Origin of the sequence: Streptomyces sp. NBC_01296, from assembly GCF_035984415.1 — a bacterium.
Lineage (GTDB): Bacteria > Actinomycetota > Actinomycetes > Streptomycetales > Streptomycetaceae > Streptomyces.
This window is the reverse complement of the sequence record NZ_CP130720.1, coordinates 6,849,717-6,865,201: the sequence shown is the minus strand read 5'-3', so window position 1 is coordinate 6,865,201 and position 15,485 is coordinate 6,849,717. Positions and strand designations below refer to the sequence as shown.

At 70.8% G+C, this 15,485-nt stretch carries 16 protein-coding genes; 1 reads left to right on the top strand and 15 read right to left on the bottom strand.

Annotation, left to right across the window (positions count from 1 at the left end; all coding sequences use genetic code 11):
• Together OG299_RS31340 and pyrR are read right to left on the bottom strand one after the other, a co-directional pair.
• Positions 1-990, bottom strand: coding sequence for an aspartate carbamoyltransferase catalytic subunit (locus OG299_RS31340; protein ID WP_266631082.1), 990 nt, complete (start codon positions 988-990; stop codon positions 1-3).
• Between the two features lie 104 nt (positions 991-1,094).
• Positions 1,095-1,691: a bifunctional pyr operon transcriptional regulator/uracil phosphoribosyltransferase PyrR gene (pyrR, locus tag OG299_RS31335; RefSeq protein WP_266631081.1), complete on the bottom strand. Its 597-nt coding sequence runs from the start codon at positions 1,689-1,691 to the stop codon at positions 1,095-1,097.
• Positions 1,692-1,954: 263 nt separating this feature from the next.
• On the opposite strand from pyrR, the gene bldD reads away from it, so the two are divergent.
• A complete protein-coding gene (gene bldD, locus OG299_RS31330) occupies positions 1,955-2,455 on the top strand; it encodes a transcriptional regulator BldD (RefSeq protein WP_007263032.1) in 501 nt (166 codons plus the stop codon).
• Between the two features lie 183 nt (positions 2,456-2,638).
• Here the strand turns inward: bldD and nusB are convergent, their stop codons facing one another.
• The 13 genes from nusB to OG299_RS31265 all read right to left on the bottom strand — a co-directional run bounded on the left by nusB (position 2,639) and on the right by OG299_RS31265 (position 15,480).
• A complete protein-coding gene (gene nusB / locus OG299_RS31325; RefSeq protein WP_266631079.1) occupies positions 2,639-3,070 on the bottom strand; it encodes a transcription antitermination factor NusB in 432 nt (143 codons plus the stop codon).
• Positions 3,071-3,073: 3 nt separating this feature from the next.
• Positions 3,074-3,640 carry an elongation factor P gene (gene efp / locus OG299_RS31320; RefSeq protein WP_266631077.1) on the bottom strand — a complete coding sequence of 189 codons (567 nt, stop codon included), beginning with the start codon at positions 3,638-3,640 and terminating at the stop codon, positions 3,074-3,076.
• A 59-nt stretch (positions 3,641-3,699) separates the two neighbouring features.
• Positions 3,700-4,809: an aminopeptidase P family protein gene (locus OG299_RS31315; RefSeq protein WP_266631075.1), complete on the bottom strand. Its 1,110-nt coding sequence runs from the start codon at positions 4,807-4,809 to the stop codon at positions 3,700-3,702.
• Positions 4,810-4,886: 77 nt separating this feature from the next.
• Complete coding sequence (locus OG299_RS31310) at positions 4,887-5,648, bottom strand: AAA family ATPase (RefSeq protein ID WP_327363272.1); 762 nt, start codon at positions 5,646-5,648, stop codon at positions 4,887-4,889.
• A gap of 80 nt (positions 5,649-5,728) precedes the next feature.
• Positions 5,729-6,163: a type II 3-dehydroquinate dehydratase gene (aroQ, locus tag OG299_RS31305; protein WP_327363271.1), complete on the bottom strand. Its 435-nt coding sequence runs from the start codon at positions 6,161-6,163 to the stop codon at positions 5,729-5,731.
• Complete coding sequence (gene aroB, locus OG299_RS31300) at positions 6,160-7,251, bottom strand: 3-dehydroquinate synthase (protein ID WP_266631069.1); 1,092 nt, start codon at positions 7,249-7,251, stop codon at positions 6,160-6,162. Before aroB ends, aroQ begins: the two co-directional genes overlap by 4 nt.
• On the bottom strand, positions 7,248-7,766 hold the full coding sequence (locus OG299_RS31295) for a shikimate kinase (RefSeq protein ID WP_266631067.1): 519 nt from the start codon (positions 7,764-7,766) through the stop codon (positions 7,248-7,250). Before OG299_RS31295 ends, aroB begins: the two co-directional genes overlap by 4 nt.
• A complete protein-coding gene (aroC, locus tag OG299_RS31290; protein ID WP_266631065.1) occupies positions 7,763-8,947 on the bottom strand; it encodes a chorismate synthase in 1,185 nt (394 codons plus the stop codon). Before aroC ends, OG299_RS31295 begins: the two co-directional genes overlap by 4 nt.
• A 340-nt stretch (positions 8,948-9,287) precedes the next feature.
• Positions 9,288-10,109, bottom strand: a complete 822-nt coding sequence (locus tag OG299_RS31285) for a shikimate dehydrogenase (RefSeq protein WP_327363270.1) — start codon at positions 10,107-10,109, stop codon at positions 9,288-9,290.
• Positions 10,106-11,872, bottom strand: a complete 1,767-nt coding sequence (gene mltG, locus OG299_RS31280) for an endolytic transglycosylase MltG (RefSeq protein WP_327363269.1) — start codon at positions 11,870-11,872, stop codon at positions 10,106-10,108. Before mltG ends, OG299_RS31285 begins: the two co-directional genes overlap by 4 nt.
• A gap of 124 nt (positions 11,873-11,996) precedes the next feature.
• Positions 11,997-12,467: a Holliday junction resolvase RuvX gene (gene ruvX / locus OG299_RS31275; RefSeq protein WP_266631059.1), complete on the bottom strand. Its 471-nt coding sequence runs from the start codon at positions 12,465-12,467 to the stop codon at positions 11,997-11,999.
• A gap of 2 nt (positions 12,468-12,469) precedes the next feature.
• The gene (gene alaS / locus OG299_RS31270; RefSeq protein WP_266631057.1) at positions 12,470-15,139 is read right to left on the bottom strand and encodes an alanine--tRNA ligase; all 2,670 of its coding nucleotides are present in this window, start codon (positions 15,137-15,139) and stop codon (positions 12,470-12,472) included.
• Positions 15,139-15,480, bottom strand: coding sequence for a DUF6167 family protein (locus OG299_RS31265; RefSeq protein ID WP_266631055.1), 342 nt, complete (start codon positions 15,478-15,480; stop codon positions 15,139-15,141). The genes alaS and OG299_RS31265 overlap by 1 nt, the downstream gene beginning before the upstream one ends.
• Positions 15,481-15,485: the final 5 nt, after the last annotated feature.

Below are 15,485 nucleotides of genomic sequence, written 5' to 3'. Positions count from 1 at the left end.
TTACTTGTTCTCCTCGGTACGCGGGGCGGAGCTGGTGGTGACGGCGGGCTCGGAGCCTCCGAGCAACAGGTACAGGACGGCCATGCGGATGGAGACGCCGTTGGCGACCTGCTCGACGACCGTGCAGCGGTCGGAGTCGGCCACCTCTGCGGTGATCTCCATGCCGCGGACCATCGGGCCCGGGTGCATGACGATGGCATCGTCGGGCATCCGCGCCATCCGTGTGGCGTCCAGGCCGTAGCGGCGCGAGTACTCGCGCTCGGTCGGGAAGAAGGCGGCGTTCATCCGTTCGCGCTGCACACGCAGCATCATGACCGCGTCGGACTTCGGCAGCACGTCGTCGAGGCTGTACGAGATCTCGCACGGCCAGGCCTCGACGCCGACCGGCACCAGGGTCGGCGGGGCCACCAGGGTGACCTCGGCGCCGAGGGTGTGCAGCAGGTGGACGTTGGAGCGGGCGACGCGGCTGTGCAGGATGTCGCCGACGATGGTGATGCGGCGGCCGTTCAGGTCCTTGCCGAGGCCGGCGTCGCGGCCGACCAGGCGGCGGCGCATGGTGAAGGCGTCCAGCAGGGCCTGGGTGGGGTGCTCGTGGGTGCCGTCGCCCGCGTTGATGACCGGGGCGTCGATCCAGCCGGAGGTCGCGAGCCGGTAGGGGGCGCCCGAGGCGCTGTGCCGGATGACCACGGCATCGACGCCCATGGCCTCCAGGGTCTGGGCGGTGTCCTTGAGGGACTCGCCCTTGGAGACGCTGGAGCCCTTGGCGGCGAAGTTGATGACGTCGGCGGAGAGGCGCTTCTCGGCGGCTTCGAAGGAGATCCGGGTGCGGGTCGAGTCCTCGAAGAAGAGGTTGCAGATCGTGCGGCCGCGCAGGGTGGGCAGCTTCTTTATCGGCCGGTCCGCGACGCGGGCCATCTCCTCGGCGGTGTCGAGGATGAGGACGGCGTCGTCGCGGGTGAGATCGGCGGCCGAGATGAGGTGGCGCTTCATCTGGGTGCTCCGTAAGTCGGGGAGGGCAGACAGGCGGGCTGGCTGGAGTGCGGGCAGGGCAGGCTTCGGCGCGGACCCCCCGAGGGGGCCCTCACTCGTACGGGCTAGAGCCCGGCTGCCGTGTCGGTCCGCTGGCCGAGCAGCACGGCGTCTCGGCCGTCCTCCTCCTGGAGCTGGACCTTGACGGTCTCCCGCAGCGACGTGGGGAGGTTCTTGCCGACGTAATCGGCGCGGATCGGGAGCTCGCGGTGGCCGCGGTCGACGAGGACCGCGAGCTGTACGGCGCGGGGGCGGCCGAGGTCGCCGAGCGCGTCGAGGGCGGCCCTGATGGTGCGGCCGGAGAAGAGCACGTCGTCGACGAGAACGACGAGGCGTCCGTCGATGTCGTCGCCGGGGATCTCGGTGCGGCCGATCGCGCGGGCGGGCTTCATCCGCAGATCGTCGCGGTACATGGTGATGTCGAGGGATCCGACCGGGATCTTCGTGCCGGTGATCTCTTCGAGCTTGGCGGCCAGCCGGCGGGCGAGGTACACGCCGCGGGTGGGAATGCCGAGGAGCACCACGTCGTCGGCGCCCTTGGCGCGTTCGACGATCTCGTGGGCGATGCGGGTCAGTACCCGCGCGATGTCCTGTGCCTCGAGCACGGGGCGCATCGCCTCGATGCCTTGGGCACCGACGTTCTGAGCAGCTTGAGCGTCCATGAAAAGGACCTCCTTCTCCGCCTCACGGGACGGACCTTAAAGGACGTCTGATGTACGTCTCCCACGGTACCAGGACCCTGGCGGGGAACCGGCACCGGGCCTGTGCGCGCCCCTCGTACGTGGGCGTCGAAGAGCATTCGGCTTGACGCATCCAAGTAACGCTGCGTAACCTCACAGTGAGTTACCAGCCGCGCGGCGGAGCCGCACGTGGTCCATGTCGTCAGCGTCCATGTCGTCACAGCGTCACAGCGTCCGGGAGCGTTATGTCCAGCGAATACGCCAAACAGCTCGGGGCCAAGCTCCGCGCCATCCGCACCCAGCAGGGCCTTTCCCTCCACGGTGTCGAGGAGAAGTCCCAGGGCCGGTGGAAGGCCGTGGTGGTCGGATCGTACGAGCGCGGGGACCGCGCCGTGACCGTCCAGCGCCTCGCCGAGCTGGCGGACTTCTACGGGGTGCCGGTGCAGGAACTCCTGCCGGGCACGACTCCCGGAGGGGCGGCCGAGCCGCCGCCGAAGCTGCGCCTCGACCTGGAGCGCCTCGCGGGCGTGCCCGCCGAGAAGGCCGGTCCGCTGCAGCGGTACGCGGCGACCATCCAGAGCCAGCGCGGGGACTACAACGGCAAGGTGCTGTCGATCCGTCAGGACGACCTGCGCACCCTCGCCGTCATCTACGACCAGTCCCCCTCGGTCCTGACCGAGCAGCTGATCAGCTGGGGCGTGCTCGACGCGGATGCGCGTCGCGCCGTGGCGCACGAGGACATCTAGTCCCCGCGCCCAGGACCAGCAGAAACGTTACCGGCGTGGGCCGGGAGCCGGCCGTGGCTCCCGGCCCACGCCGGTTTTGCGTCTCCGGACGCGGCAGGGGCACGAACGGAAGCGGAAGCAGAAACGGAGGGCCCGCGGCGCATGTGCGCTGCGGGCCCTCCGTTCTCGCCGAACCTCTGCGGGCTACTCGCCCCGGCGCAGGCTCGGCTTCAGGTCCTTGAAGCGGGCCAGCATCCCGTTCACGAACGAGGGGGACTCGTCCGTCGAGAATTCCTTGGCCAGCTGGACGGCCTCGTCGATGGCCACGGCGTCCGGGGTGTCGTCCACCCAGATCAGCTCGTAGGCACCGAGCCGCAGGATGTTCCGGTCCGCGACCGGCATCCGGTCGAGTTCCCAGTCCACGGCGTAGGTGACGATCAGGTCGTCGATGCGGTTCACCTTGTCGGCGTAACCCTCGACGAGATCCATCGTGAAGGCGCTGACCGGCGGCTGCCGGTCGTCCGATCGCGCGTGGCGGATCCAGTCCGCGAGGACCTCGCGCACGGGCACCCCGCGCTGATCGGCCTCGAACAGGATCTGGAAGGCGCGCTTGCGCGCATTGCTCCGAGCAGCCACGGGTTAGTTGCTCTTCCGGCCGAGGTAGTCGCTGGTGCGGGTGTCGACCTTGACCGTCTCGCCGGTGGTGACGAAGAGCGGGACCTGGATCTCGTAGCCGGTCTCCAGGGTGGCGGGCTTGGTGCCACCGGTGGAGCGGTCGCCCTGGACGCCCGGGTCGGTGTGCTCGATCTTGAGCTCGACCGCGGCCGGGAGCTCGACGTAGAGCACCTCGCCCTCGTGCTGGGCGACGGAGGCGGTGAAGCCCTCGATCAGGAAGTTGGCGGCGTCGCCGACAGCCTTCTTGTCCACCATCAGCTGGTCGAAGGTGGACATGTCCATGAAGACGAAGTACTCGCCGTCCATGTAAGAGAACTGCATGTCGCGGCGGTCGATGGTGGCCGTCTCGACCTTCGTGCCGGCGTTGAACGTCTTGTCGACGACCTTGCCGGAGAGCACGTGCTTGAGCTTGGTGCGCACGAAGGCCGGGCCCTTGCCGGGCTTGACGTGCTGGAACTCGACGACGGACCAGAGCTGGCCGCCGTCGAGCTTGAGCACCATGCCGTTCTTGAGGTCGTTCGTGGAAGCCACGGTTGCGGAATCTCCTGCACTGGAAGACCACGGGTGCGCGCACAGCCCGCCGCAGCGGGCTAGAGCGCGAGCAGCTCCTTGGTCGTAATGGTGAGTAGCTCGGGACCGCCGTCCGCCTCGGGGCGTACGACGAGCGTGTCATCGATCCGGACACCTCCCCGGCCCGGGAGGTGAACCCCCGGTTCGACGGTGACCGGCACGCAAGCGTCCAGTTTACCCATTGCCGTAGGTGCAAGCTGCGGGTCCTCGTCGATTTCGAGGCCGACACCGTGTCCGGTCCACGGAGCGAGGGATTCACCGTGTCCTGCGGAGTCCAGTACGGAGCGCGCGGCACGGTCGACCTCGCGGTACGCAGCGCCGGGCAGGAGGGCCTCGCGGCCGGCCCGCTGGGCCGCGAAAACAAGATCGTAGAGCTCGATCTGCCAGTCGGCCGGGCTGGTGCCGATCACGAAGGTCCGGCCGATCTCACAGCGGTAGCCGCGGTAGTTGGCGCCGAGGCAGACGGAGAGGAAGTCGCCCTCCTCGACCCGGCGGTCGGACGGCCGGTGCCGGGAACCGCCCGAGTTCGGCCCGGTGCCGACGGAGGTCGGGAACGCCGGTCCGTCGGCCCCGTGGTCGACGAGGCGGCGCTCCAGCTCCAGGGCGAGGTGGCGTTCGGTGCGGCCCACCAGGATCGACTCCAGCAGTTCGCCGAGCGCCTGGTCGGCGATCTCGGCGGCGATCCGCAGGCAGGCGATCTCCTCCTCGTCCTTGATGAGGCGCTGCTGCTCCACGGAGGTCCCGAGATCCGCGAGCCGCAGCTTGGGCGCGACGGAGCGCAGGGCGCGGTGCCGGGCGACGGTGAGGTGGTGCTCCTCGACGGCCAGCGATTCGGCGCGCAGGGAGCCGGCCATGTCGCCGGCCGCGACGGCGGCGTCGCTTCCGGGGGCGGACAGCACGGAGAGTCTGAGCTGGTCGTCGAGGCGGCCCTCCTCGGCTTCGCCGCTGGGCGGGCCGACCGTGAACAGCATGTCCTCGCCGGCCGGCCCGACGAGCAGGACGGCGCCCGGCGGGGACGCCCCGGCGAGGTAGCGGACGTTCGCCGGACGCGTGATCAGTGCGGCGGCGTTCCCCGCGGCGGCACAGCGGTCGCGAAGCAGGCCCCTGCGGGCCGCGTACACGTCTGACATGTCTTCGAGCGTACGAGCGCCCCACGCATCCGGCCTGGTGAGCACGCCCGTACGAGGGCCCGGCCGGGCGGGAGCGGTCAGAAGGCGGGTGCCGCGATGGCTCGGGCCAGGGCTTCGTCCAGGGCCCGGGACGTGCCTTCCACGTCGAGGTCCGAGTTGTCGATGATCGGCAGGCCGGAGCCGTACCAGCCGGCCATCCGGCCGTGGATGCGGGCGACTTCCTCGTCCGACAGGCGCCGGTTCCCCGAGCGGGCCGCATTGCGCTCCAGGACGATCTCCAGGCCGGGGAGGAGGACGACGGGCAGCAGGGCGGGGCCGACGTGGCGCTTCCAGCCGCCCAGGCCCACCACGGGCCGGTCCGGGAAGACGGCGTCGTCGAGGATGCACGAGATCCCGTTGGCCAGGAAGTTGCGGGCGGCGAAGCCGCAGGTGCGGCGGGCCAGCCGGTACTGGGCCTCGGAGTGGTCGTTCCAGCCGGCCTGCGGGTCCGCGAAGCCCGAGCACACCCATTCCCGGACGTCGTCCAGGCTCACGTGCGCGGTCGGTACCGGCCGGGTGCTGGCCCAGTGCCGGGCCACCGTGGTCTTCCCCGCGCCCGCCGGGCCGATCAGCAGCACGGCCAGCGTGGCGCCGCCGGTGCCGGGCACCGCGGGCGGCAGCGGAATGTGCCCCGTCGTGGCCTCAGGGCCGGACGGCGGCGGTACGTGCGGCGGCGGTGCCTGCGGCGGCGCAGGCACCGGCCACCCCTGCGCAGGGGGTATCGGCGGCTGCGGGGGCGCCGCCGGATGATGTCCCGGCTGCCCCCAGCCCGCGCCGCCGCCCCCTACTCCTTGCTGCATCCGCTGCCACTCCGTCTCGTTCCACCGACTGATGCGAGAACGTTATATGACCGCGGCGGCAGAGCCGCCCACCAGCACCGTCAGACTTCGTCCGCCAGTGCGCGCAGCGCCAGCCGGTACGAGCCGATGCCGAAGCCCGCCACCGTCCCGGTCGCCACCGAGGCGATGACCGACGTGTGCCGGAACTCCTCGCGGGCGTACGGGTTCGAGATGTGCACCTCGATCAGCGGCGCGGTGCGCTGCGCGGCCGCGTCCCGCATGGCGTACGAGTAGTGCGTGAAGGCACCCGGGTTGATCACGACCGGGATCTTGCCGTCCGCCGCCTCGTGCAGCCAGCGTACGATCGCGCCCTCGTCGTTGGTCTCGCGGACCTCGACGTCGAAGCCGAGCTCCTCGCCCAGTGCGCGGCAGCTCTCCACGAGCCCGGCGTACGAGGTGGCCCCGTACACGTCGGGCTCGCGCGACCCGAGCCGGCCCAGGTTCGGACCGTTCAGCACGAGCACCTTGCGGCTCACGCCGACACCTCGCCGTACGCGGCGACCAGGTGCGCCGGGTCGGGGCCCTCGAGGACGGTGGGCTTGGCCAGTCCGTCGAGGACGATGAAGCGCAGCAGGTTGCCGCGGGACTTCTTGTCGACCTGCATGGTCTGGAGCAGCTGGGGCCACTGGTCGCCGCGGTAGGTCAGCGGCAGGCCGACGGCGGCGAGGATCTCCCGGTGCCGGTCGGCCGTCGCGTCGTCGAGCCGCCCTGCGAGCCGGCCGAGTTCGGCGGCGAAGACCATGCCGACGGACACGGCGGCGCCGTGCCGCCACTTGTAGCGCTCGTTCTTCTCGATGGCGTGCGCGAGCGTGTGCCCGTAGTTGAGCATCTCGCGCAGCCCGGCCTCCTTGAGGTCGCTGGAGACCACGTCCGCCTTGACCCGGATGGAGCGCGTGATCAGCTCCGCGGTGTGCGGGCCGTCGGGCGTGCGGGCCGCCGCCGGGTCCGCCTCGATCAGGTCGAGGATCACCGGGTCGGAGATGAAACCGGCCTTGATGATCTCGGCGAGGCCGCTGACGTAGTCGTTGACCGGCAGCGAGTCCAGCGCCGCCAGGTCGCAGAGCACGCCGGCCGGCGGGTGGAAGGAGCCGACCAGGTTCTTGCCCTCGGCGGTGTTGATGCCGGTCTTGCCGCCGACGGCCGCGTCGACCATCGCGAGGACGGTGGTCGGTACGGCGATCCAGCGCACCCCGCGCAGCCAAGTGGCCGCGACGAAGCCCGCGAGGTCCGTGGTGGCGCCGCCGCCGACGCCGACGATCACGTCGGTGCGGGTGAACCCGGACTGGCCGAGCGCCTTCCAGCAGTACGCGGCGACCTCGGCCGTCTTGGCCTCCTCGGCGTTCGGCACCTGGATGGCGACCGCCTCGTAGCCCTGCCCGGCCAGGTCGTCGCGCAGTGCCTCACCGGTCGAGGCCAGCGCCTCGGGGTGGATCACGGCGACCCGCTGGGCCTTCGTACCGATCAGTGCGCCGAGCTCGCCGAGCAGCTGTCGGCCGACCAGCACGTCGTACGCGTCGTGTCCGGCTACGGCGCCGACCTGGATGCGCGTCACCTGGTCTGTCATACGTCCTTCAACTCCAGAGCGTCGAGGACCGCCTGGGCGACCTCTTCGGGGGTGCGGTCGTCGGTGGCCACCACGACGCGCGCGACTTCGGTGTACAGGGGGCGCCGGGCCTCCATCTGCTCGCGCCACTGGCGGCGCGGGTTCACGGCGAGCAGCGGGCGCGCGGCGCCCAGGCCGACGCGCCGGACGGCTTCCTCGACGTCCATCGACAGGTAGGCGACGGGCAGGCCGGCCAGCAGCTCCCGGGTGCCCGCGTCGAGGACGGCGCCGCCGCCGAGGGCGAGGATTCCGGTGTGCTCGGCGAGCGCGGCGGCGACCGCCTGCCGCTCCAGCTCACGGAAGTACGGCTCGCCCTCGTCGACGAAGATGTCCGAGATCTCGCGGCCCTGGGCCGCGACGATGTCGGCGTCGCTGTCCCGGTAGGGGACGCCGAGCCGTTCGGCGAGCAGCGCCCCCACCGTGGACTTGCCGGACCCCATGGGCCCGACGAGGACGACCAGTGGTCCGCCCGTCACCGGATCTGCAGGTTGTCGAGGTACGACTGAACGTTGCGGCGGGTCTCGGGGACGGAGTCTCCGCCGAACTTCTCGACGACCGCGTCCGCGAGGACGAGGGCGACCATCGCCTCGGCGACGATGCCGGCGGCGGGGACGGCACACACGTCGGAGCGCTGGTGGTGGGCCACCGCCGCTTCGCCGGTCGCCACGTCCACGGTCGCGAGGGCCTTCGGCACGGTCGCGATCGGCTTCATCGCGGCCCGTACGCGCAGCAGCTCGCCGGTGGTCAGACCGCCCTCGGTGCCGCCGGAGCGGCCGGAGGTGCGCTTGAGGCCCTCGGGGGTGGAGACGATCTCGTCGTGTGCCTGCGAGCCCGGTACGCGGGCCAGGTCGAAGCCGTCGCCGACCTCGACGCCCTTGATGGCCTGGATGCCCATCAGCGCGGCCGCGAGGCGGGCGTCCAGGCGGCGGTCCCAGTGCACGTGCGAGCCGAGACCGACGGGCACCCCGTACGCGAGGACCTCGACGACGCCGCCGAGGGTGTCGCCGTCCTTGTGGGCCTGGTCGATCTCCGCGACCATCGCCTTCGACGCGTCGGCGTCGAGGCAGCGCACCGGGTCGGCGTCGAGCTTGTCGACGTCGGCGGGGGTCGGGTAGACGCCGTAGGGGGCCTTGGCCGCGGCCAGCTCCACCACGTGCGAGACGATCTCGATGCCCGCGGTCTCCTTGATGAAGGACCGGGCGATCGCACCGAGGGCGACACGGGCGGCGGTCTCGCGGGCGCTGGCGCGCTCCAGGATCGGGCGGGCCTCCGAGAAGCCGTACTTCTGCATGCCCGCGAGGTCGGCGTGACCGGGGCGGGGGCGCGTCAGCGCCGCATTGCGGCCGGTCTCCTTGAGCAGCGAGGGGTCGACCGGGTCGGCCGACATCACGGTCTCCCACTTCGGCCACTCGGTGTTGCCGATCATGACGGCGATCGGGGACCCCTGCGACAGCCCGTGGCGGACGCCGCCGAGGAAGGTGATCTCGTCCTGCTCGAACTTCATCCGGGCGCCACGGCCGTAGCCGAGCCGGCGCCGGGCCAGGTGTTCGGCCACCAGCTCGGTGGTGACCGGAACGCCGGCGGGAAGCCCCTCCAGCGTCGCCACCAGCGCCGGACCGTGCGACTCCCCGGCGGTCAGCCAACGCAACCTGCTCAACGATGCTCCTCATGCTCGCGCCTGGTACTGCTGCGGCGCGGCCGGGTGCGCGGCCCGGACCCGCCTTACCCGATCCTCCCACGTCCGGGCCGGTGCACCGCCCTCCGGTCCAGCTGGCGGACGCCGGTGCACCCTCCCCACCCTGGCGGGTCCGGTTTCACGCGAGCAAGATCAGTGTCCGCAGTGCATCAGGTGTGCCGGCCGGGGCCCAAGGCGGAGGAGGGAAGCGACGCGGTGGGGGCACCTCCCAGCGGTAGCTGGGGGACGTCGGTGACCGACGACAACGCGGCGAGCGTGCGTGCCAGGCCCAGCCAGCCAGACGGGACTTTGACGACACGACCTAGTGGCGGGCGCGCAGCGCGGCCTCGCCGGCGGCCCGTATGGCGGCCAGCGGCGCGGTGTGGCGGCCGGTCATCTGCTCGACCTGGAGCACCGCCTGGTGGACGAGGAGGTCCAGGCCGCCGAGGAGGCGGCCGTCGCGCTGCGACCAGGCAGCTGCGAGGGCGGTCGGCCACGGGTCGTACAGGACGTCGAACAGGGTGCCCGGGCCGGCCGGTACGGCGGCTGCGAGCCAGTCCGTGGCGCTGGCCGGGGTGGTCGCGATGACCAGCGGCGCGCCGAGCCCGTCGGCGGCGTCCGCCCAGTCGGCCGTGCGGACGGCCACGCCGAGGCGCTCTCCCCACTCCTGCATCTCGTCGGCGCGCGCCCGGGAGCGCACGTACACCGTGACCTCGCCGGAGCAGATCCGGGCGAGGGCGGCCAGTGCCGAGGAGGCGGTGGCGCCGGCGCCGAGGATGGTCGCGTTCTCCACCTTGTCGACGCCGCGCTCGTGGAGCGCGGAGACGATGCCGGGGATGTCGGTGTTGTCGCCGAGGCGCCGCCCGTCCTTGGTCAGGACGACCGTGTTGACCGCCTCGACCGAGGCGGCGGTGTCGCTGATGCCGTCGAGCAGCGGGATGACGGCGCGCTTGAGCGGCATCGTCAGGGACAGCCCGGCCCACTCGGGGCCGAGGCCCGCGACGAACTGCGGGAGCGCGGCCTCGTCTATCTCGAAGCGGTCGTAGGACCAGTCGACGAGGCCGAGCTCCTGGTACGCGGCGCGGTGCAGCACCGGTGAGAGGGAGTGCTCGATCGGTGAACCGAGCACGGCTGCGCGTATCACTGCCCTGCCTTCTTCCGTTCCTCTTCGTACTTCTGGCGGTTCTGGTTGTGCTCGGCGTTCGTCACGGCGAAGAGCGTCTCGTTCTCGTTCACCGACACGAAGTAGTACCACGGGCCGGTGGCCGGGTTGATCGCCGACTTGAGTGCGTCGGGGCCCGGGTTTCCGATCGGGCCGGCCGGGAGACCCTTGATCTTGTACGTGTTGTACGGGTCGTCGATCTTGCGGAGGTCGTTGACGGAACCGACGTCCAGGGTGCTCGAACCCTTGATGTAGTTGACCGTGGAGTCGAAGTCGAGCAGACCGTACGTCTCGGTGTTGCCCGGCTTCAGACGGTTGTAGACGACCCGGGAGATCTTGTCGAAGTCGTGCTGGTACTTGCCTTCGGCCTGGACGAGGCTCGCGACGGTGACGAGCTGCAGCGGGTTGGCGAGGCCCAGCTTGGCCGCCTGCCCCTGGAGGTCCGCGCTCGCGTAGGCCTCGTTGGACTTGGCCACCATCTGCTTGAGCAGCGACTGGGGGCTCGCGTCCTTGCTGAGGTCGTAGCGGGCCGGGTAGAGGAAGCCCTCCAGCGGGTCCTTGATGTCCTTGCTGTTGTTGGCCCACTCGGGCAGACCGAGGCTCTTCGCCTCCTTGGAGGCGACGTCCTTGGTCGTGCCCTCCTTGAGCTTGAGCTTCTCGTCGATGGCCTTGTAGACCTGGATGTTCTTCCAGCCAGGGATGACGTCCAGGGCGTTGACCCCGGCGCCGTTCACCATGAGGTCCACGGCGGCCTTGCCCGACATGTGCTCCTTCATCACGTAGGAGCCCGCCTGGATCGCACCGCCCTTGGGGTTGGCCTTGGCGGCCGCGACGAAGGCGTCCGCGCTCTTCACGACGCCGTGCGACTTGAGGATGCGGCCCATCTCACCGACGCCGGTGCCCTTGGGGATGTCGATTTGGACGGAGCCCTCGCCCTCACCGGCGTAGTCCTCGCCGGTGGTGAACTTGGACTTGATGTAGTCGTAGCCGTAGTAGCCGCCACCGCCGATGACGGCGACGATGACCACGGCGGCGATCAGGCAGGCCGCGCCGTTGCGGCGCTTGGGCTTGCCCTTCGAGCGGCCGCGGCGTCCGCCGGCGTTCGGCTCGTCGGGATCGTCGTCGCCTCCGCCGCCGGGCAGGATCGAGGCCTCCTCGGCCTCTTCGTCGGCGTACTCCGCCTCCGCCTCCGCCTCCGGCTCCTGCTCCGTGACCAGGTGCCGCCGGCCCGGGGGCTGCGGCGGCGGGTAGGCCTCGGGGGTGGCGTAGAGGTCGGGGGCCTCGCCCGGGTATCCGCCGACGGGCTGCTGGGCGTACGGGTCCGCGCCGAGGTACGGGTCGGCCTGCGGGACACCGGTGTACTGGCCTTGGCCGGTGTCCCAGCCCTGGCCGTCATAGCCCGGCTGCTGCTGCGGCTGCAGCAGCTGTTGTTGCTGCAGCTGCTGGGTCTGGAGGGGCTGCTGCGGGGCGTAGCCCTGCTGCTGCTCCGGGTACTGCCCCTGCTGCATGTACTGCTGCGGGTACTGGTCCTGCTGGTACTGCGGGTTCTGCTGATACTGCGGGTTCTGCTGGTACTGCTGCGGGTCCTGTTGGTACTGCGGCTCCTGCGGATGCTGCTGCTGCGGGCCACCGGCATAGGGCATCTGAGCCTGCTGGGCCTCGTGCCCGGTCCACCCCTGGTCCCCGTACAGGGGGTCCTCCGGGTGCCACGGTTCGGGGCCACGGCCCCGGCCATACTCAGTCATCGATCCCCTAGAGCCGCGAGACGGAGGCAGCGGCTACATCCGCCGCGGCACCCGGTTCCGCCTCTGAAGTGGGCGACGACTGTTCGAATGCCGCCGCATCGCGCGGAACGTTACCGTATCGCGATCAGACAACCACTTCGACGCACTCACCGGGCGGATTACCTGATACCCGTTCGGTCTCAAGAGCGTTCTGAAGGATCACCACTGCGGCCGCCTGGTCGATCACCGAACGGCCCTTTTTCGCGTTCCTCCCCGAGGCCCGCAGCCCCTGGGCGGCGGTGACCGTGGTCATCCGCTCGTCCACGAGACGGACCGTCACCGGCTTGATTCCCTTGGCGAGTTCCGTGGCGAAGGCGCGCACCTTGGCCGCGGCCGGCCCCTCCCGCCCGCTGAGCGAGCGGGGCAGGCCGACCACGACCTCCAGTGGTTCGTACTCCTCGACGAGCTGCCGCAGCCGCCGGTGGGCGAAGGGGACGTCCCGGCCCGGAACTGTTTCCACCGGTGTGGCCAACACCCCATCGGGGTCGCACGAGGCGACCCCGATACGGGCGTCCCCCACATCGATGGCGAGACGGCGGCCGCGGCGCAGAGTCATGGTCAGACCGTCTCGACGACGAGGCGCTCGACCGCGGCGATGGCGTCGGGAACGGCGGCCGGGTTCTGGCCGCCGCCCTGGGCGACGTCGGGCTTGCCGCCACCGCCGCCGCCGAGGGTCTTGGCGGCGGTGCGGACCAGGTCGCCGGCCTTGAGACCGCGCTCGCGGGCGGCCTCGTTGGTGGCGATGACGGTCAGCGGGCGGCCGCCCGAGGTGGTGAACAGGGCCACGACGGCCGGGCGGTCGCCCTGGATGCGGCCGCGGACGTCGAGAACCAGCTTGCGCAGGTCGTCGGCGCCGGTGCCGTCCGGGACGGTGCCCACGACGAGGGCGACGCCGCGGATGTCCTGGGCGTTCTCGGCGAGACCGGCGGCGGCCTGGAGGACCTTCTCCGCGCGGAACTTCTCGATCTCCTTCTCGGCGTCCTTCAGCTTGCCGAGCATGGAGGCGATCTTCTCCGGCAGCTCCTCCGGACGGCCCTTGACCAGCTCCTGGAGCTGGGCGACGACCGTGTGCTCCTTGGCGAGGAAGTTGTACGCGTCCACGCCGACGAGGGCCTCGACACGGCGCACGCCGGAGCCGATGGAGGACTCGCCGAGCAGCTTCACCAGACCCAGCTGGGCGGTGTTGGCGACGTGCGTGCCGCCGCACAGCTCCTTGGAGAAGTCGCCGATGGTCACGACGCGCACGCGCTCGCCGTACTTCTCGCCGAACTCGGCGATGGCGCCCTGCTTCTTCGCCTCGTCGATGCTCATGATCTCGGCGGTGACGTCGAGCTCACGCGAGAGCACGTCGTTGATCTTCTGCTCGACGTCGGTGAGGACCGTGCCGGGCACCGCGTTCGGCGAGCCGAAGTCGAAGCGGAAGCGGCCGGGCGAGTTCTCGGAACCGGCCTGGGCGGCCGTCGGGCCGAGGGCGTCGCGCAGCGCCTGGTGGGTCAGGTGCGTGGCCGAGTGGGCGCGGGCGATGGCCCGGCGGCGGTTGATGTCGATGGCGGCGTACGCGGAGGCGCCCACCGTCACCTCGCCGACCTGGACGGAGCCCTTGTGCACGGAGACGCCCGGGACCGGCTGCTGGACGTCGCGGACGACGATGACGGCGCCGGAGTCGAGCTTGATGCGGCCCTGGTCGGCGAGCTGGCCGCCGCCCTCGGCGTAGAAGGGGGTGCGGTCCAGGACGACCTCGACCTCGTCGCCCTCGGAGGCGGCGGGCGCGGAGACGCCGTTGACCAGCAGGCCGACGATGGTGGACTCGCCCTGGGTGGTGGCGTAGCCGGTGAACTCGGTGGCGCCGGAGCCGTCGGCGATCTCCCGGTAGGCGGACATGTCCGCGTGGCCGGTCTTCTTGGCCTTGGCGTCGGCCTTGGCGCGGTCGCGCTGCTCCTGCATCAGGCGGCGGAAGCCGGGCTCGTCCACGGAGAGGCCCTGCTCGGCGGCCATCTCCAGGGTGAGGTCGATCGGGAAGCCCCAGGTGTCGTGGAGCAGGAACGCCTTGTCGCCGGAGAGGACCGTGCCTCCGGCGGCCTTGGTCTCGGTCACGGCGGTGTCGAGGATGTTCGTGCCGCCCTTGACGGCCTTGAGGAAGGCGGCCTCTTCGGCGAGCGCGACGGTCTCGATGCGCTTGCGGTCGGTGACCAGCTCCGGGTACTGCTGCCCCATCGTGTTGATCACGACGTCCACGAGCTCCTGGACGACCGGACCAGTGGCACCCATGAGGCGCATGTTGCGGATGGCGCGGCGCATGATGCGGCGCAGCACGTATCCGCGGCCCTCGTTGCCGGGGGTGACGCCGTCACCGATGAGCATCACGGAGGTGCGGATGTGGTCGGCGACCACGCGCATCGAGACGTCGGTGTTCTGGGCGGCGCCGTACTGCACGCCGGTCAGCTCGGTGGCCTTGTCCATGACCACGCGCAGGGTGTCGGTCTCGTACATGTTCTGCACGCCCTGCAGGATCATCGCGAGGCGCTCGAGGCCGAGACCGGTGTCGATGTTCTTCGACGGCAGGTCGCCGAGGATCGGGAAGTCTTCCTTCCCGTCGCCGGCGCCGCGCTCGTACTGCATGAAGACCAGGTTCCAGATCTCCACGTAGCGCTCGTCGTTGACGGCCGGACCGCCCTCGACGCCGAACTCGGGGCCGCGGTCGTAGTTGATCTCCGAGCACGGGCCGCAGGGACCGGGGACGCCCATGGACCAGAAGTTGTCCTTCTTGCCCAGGCGCTGGATGCGCTCGGCGGGGACGCCGACGACGTCACGCCAGATCGTCTCGGCCTCGTCGTCGTCGAGGTAGACGGTGATCCAGAGCTTCTCCGGCTCCAGGCCGTAGCCACCGTCCGCCACGGAGCTGGTCAGCAGCTCCCAGGCGTACTTGATGGCGCCTTCCTTGAAGTAGTCGCCGAAGGAGAAGTTGCCGCACATCTGGAAGAACGTGCCGTGGCGGGTGGTCTTGCCGACCTCTTCGATGTCCGGCGTACGGACGCACTTCTGCACGCTGGTGGCCCGCGGGGCCGGGGGCTTGGTCTCGCCGAGGAAGTACGGCTTGAACGGGACCATGCCCGCGTTGACCAGCAGCAGAGTCGGGTCGTCCGCGATGAGCGACGCCGAAGGGACAACGGCGTGACCGCGCTCCTCGAAGAAGCTCAGCCAGCGGCGGCGGATTTCAGCCGACTCCATCAGTGGTCCTCATTCCGGTCGTACGAAAATTTCGAGTGGGTGGTCTTGTCGTTCTGGATGGCCTGCAGCCGCCGCGGCCCGGGGAGGGCGGTGACGTTGTCGGGCCGGTCGGGATCCTGGTGCAATCCCAGTGCGTCGTTCAGCTCGTCCTCGCGCTGCGACATTCCCGCCTTGACGTCGAGGGCGAAGTCCTTGAGGCGGTGGCCCGCCTCCACGGCCTTGTCGGCGGCCTGGGCGGCGAGGCTCTCCGGTGTCAGCTTCTTGAGCTGGCGGTTGACCTTGGTGGTGGCCCACACGCCGGCGGCTGCGCCGGCGGTGAACCAGAAGGCTCGGCGGAACATCGGAG

What these genes read in the sequence shown, in the direction of transcription:
- OG299_RS31340 (WP_266631082.1), bottom strand. Translation starts at nt 990, where the DNA reads ATGAAGCGCCACCTCATCTCGGCCGCCGATCTCACCCGCGACGACGCC.
- pyrR (WP_266631081.1), bottom strand. Translation starts at nt 1,691, where the DNA reads ATGGACGCTCAAGCTGCTCAGAACGTCGGTGCCCAAGGCATCGAGGCG.
- bldD (WP_007263032.1), top strand. Translation starts at nt 1,955, where the DNA reads ATGTCCAGCGAATACGCCAAACAGCTCGGGGCCAAGCTCCGCGCCATC.
- OG299_RS31315 (WP_266631075.1), bottom strand. Translation starts at nt 4,809, where the DNA reads ATGTCAGACGTGTACGCGGCCCGCAGGGGCCTGCTTCGCGACCGCTGT.
- OG299_RS31310 (WP_327363272.1), bottom strand. Translation starts at nt 5,648, where the DNA reads ATGCAGCAAGGAGTAGGGGGCGGCGGCGCGGGCTGGGGGCAGCCGGGA.
- aroB (WP_266631069.1), bottom strand. Translation starts at nt 7,251, where the DNA reads ATGACAGACCAGGTGACGCGCATCCAGGTCGGCGCCGTAGCCGGACAC.
- mltG (WP_327363269.1), bottom strand. Translation starts at nt 11,872, where the DNA reads ATGACTGAGTATGGCCGGGGCCGTGGCCCCGAACCGTGGCACCCGGAG.
- ruvX (WP_266631059.1), bottom strand. Translation starts at nt 12,467, where the DNA reads ATGACTCTGCGCCGCGGCCGCCGTCTCGCCATCGATGTGGGGGACGCC.
- alaS (WP_266631057.1), bottom strand. Translation starts at nt 15,139, where the DNA reads ATGGAGTCGGCTGAAATCCGCCGCCGCTGGCTGAGCTTCTTCGAGGAG.
- OG299_RS31265 (WP_266631055.1), bottom strand. Translation starts at nt 15,480, where the DNA reads ATGTTCCGCCGAGCCTTCTGGTTCACCGCCGGCGCAGCCGCCGGCGTG.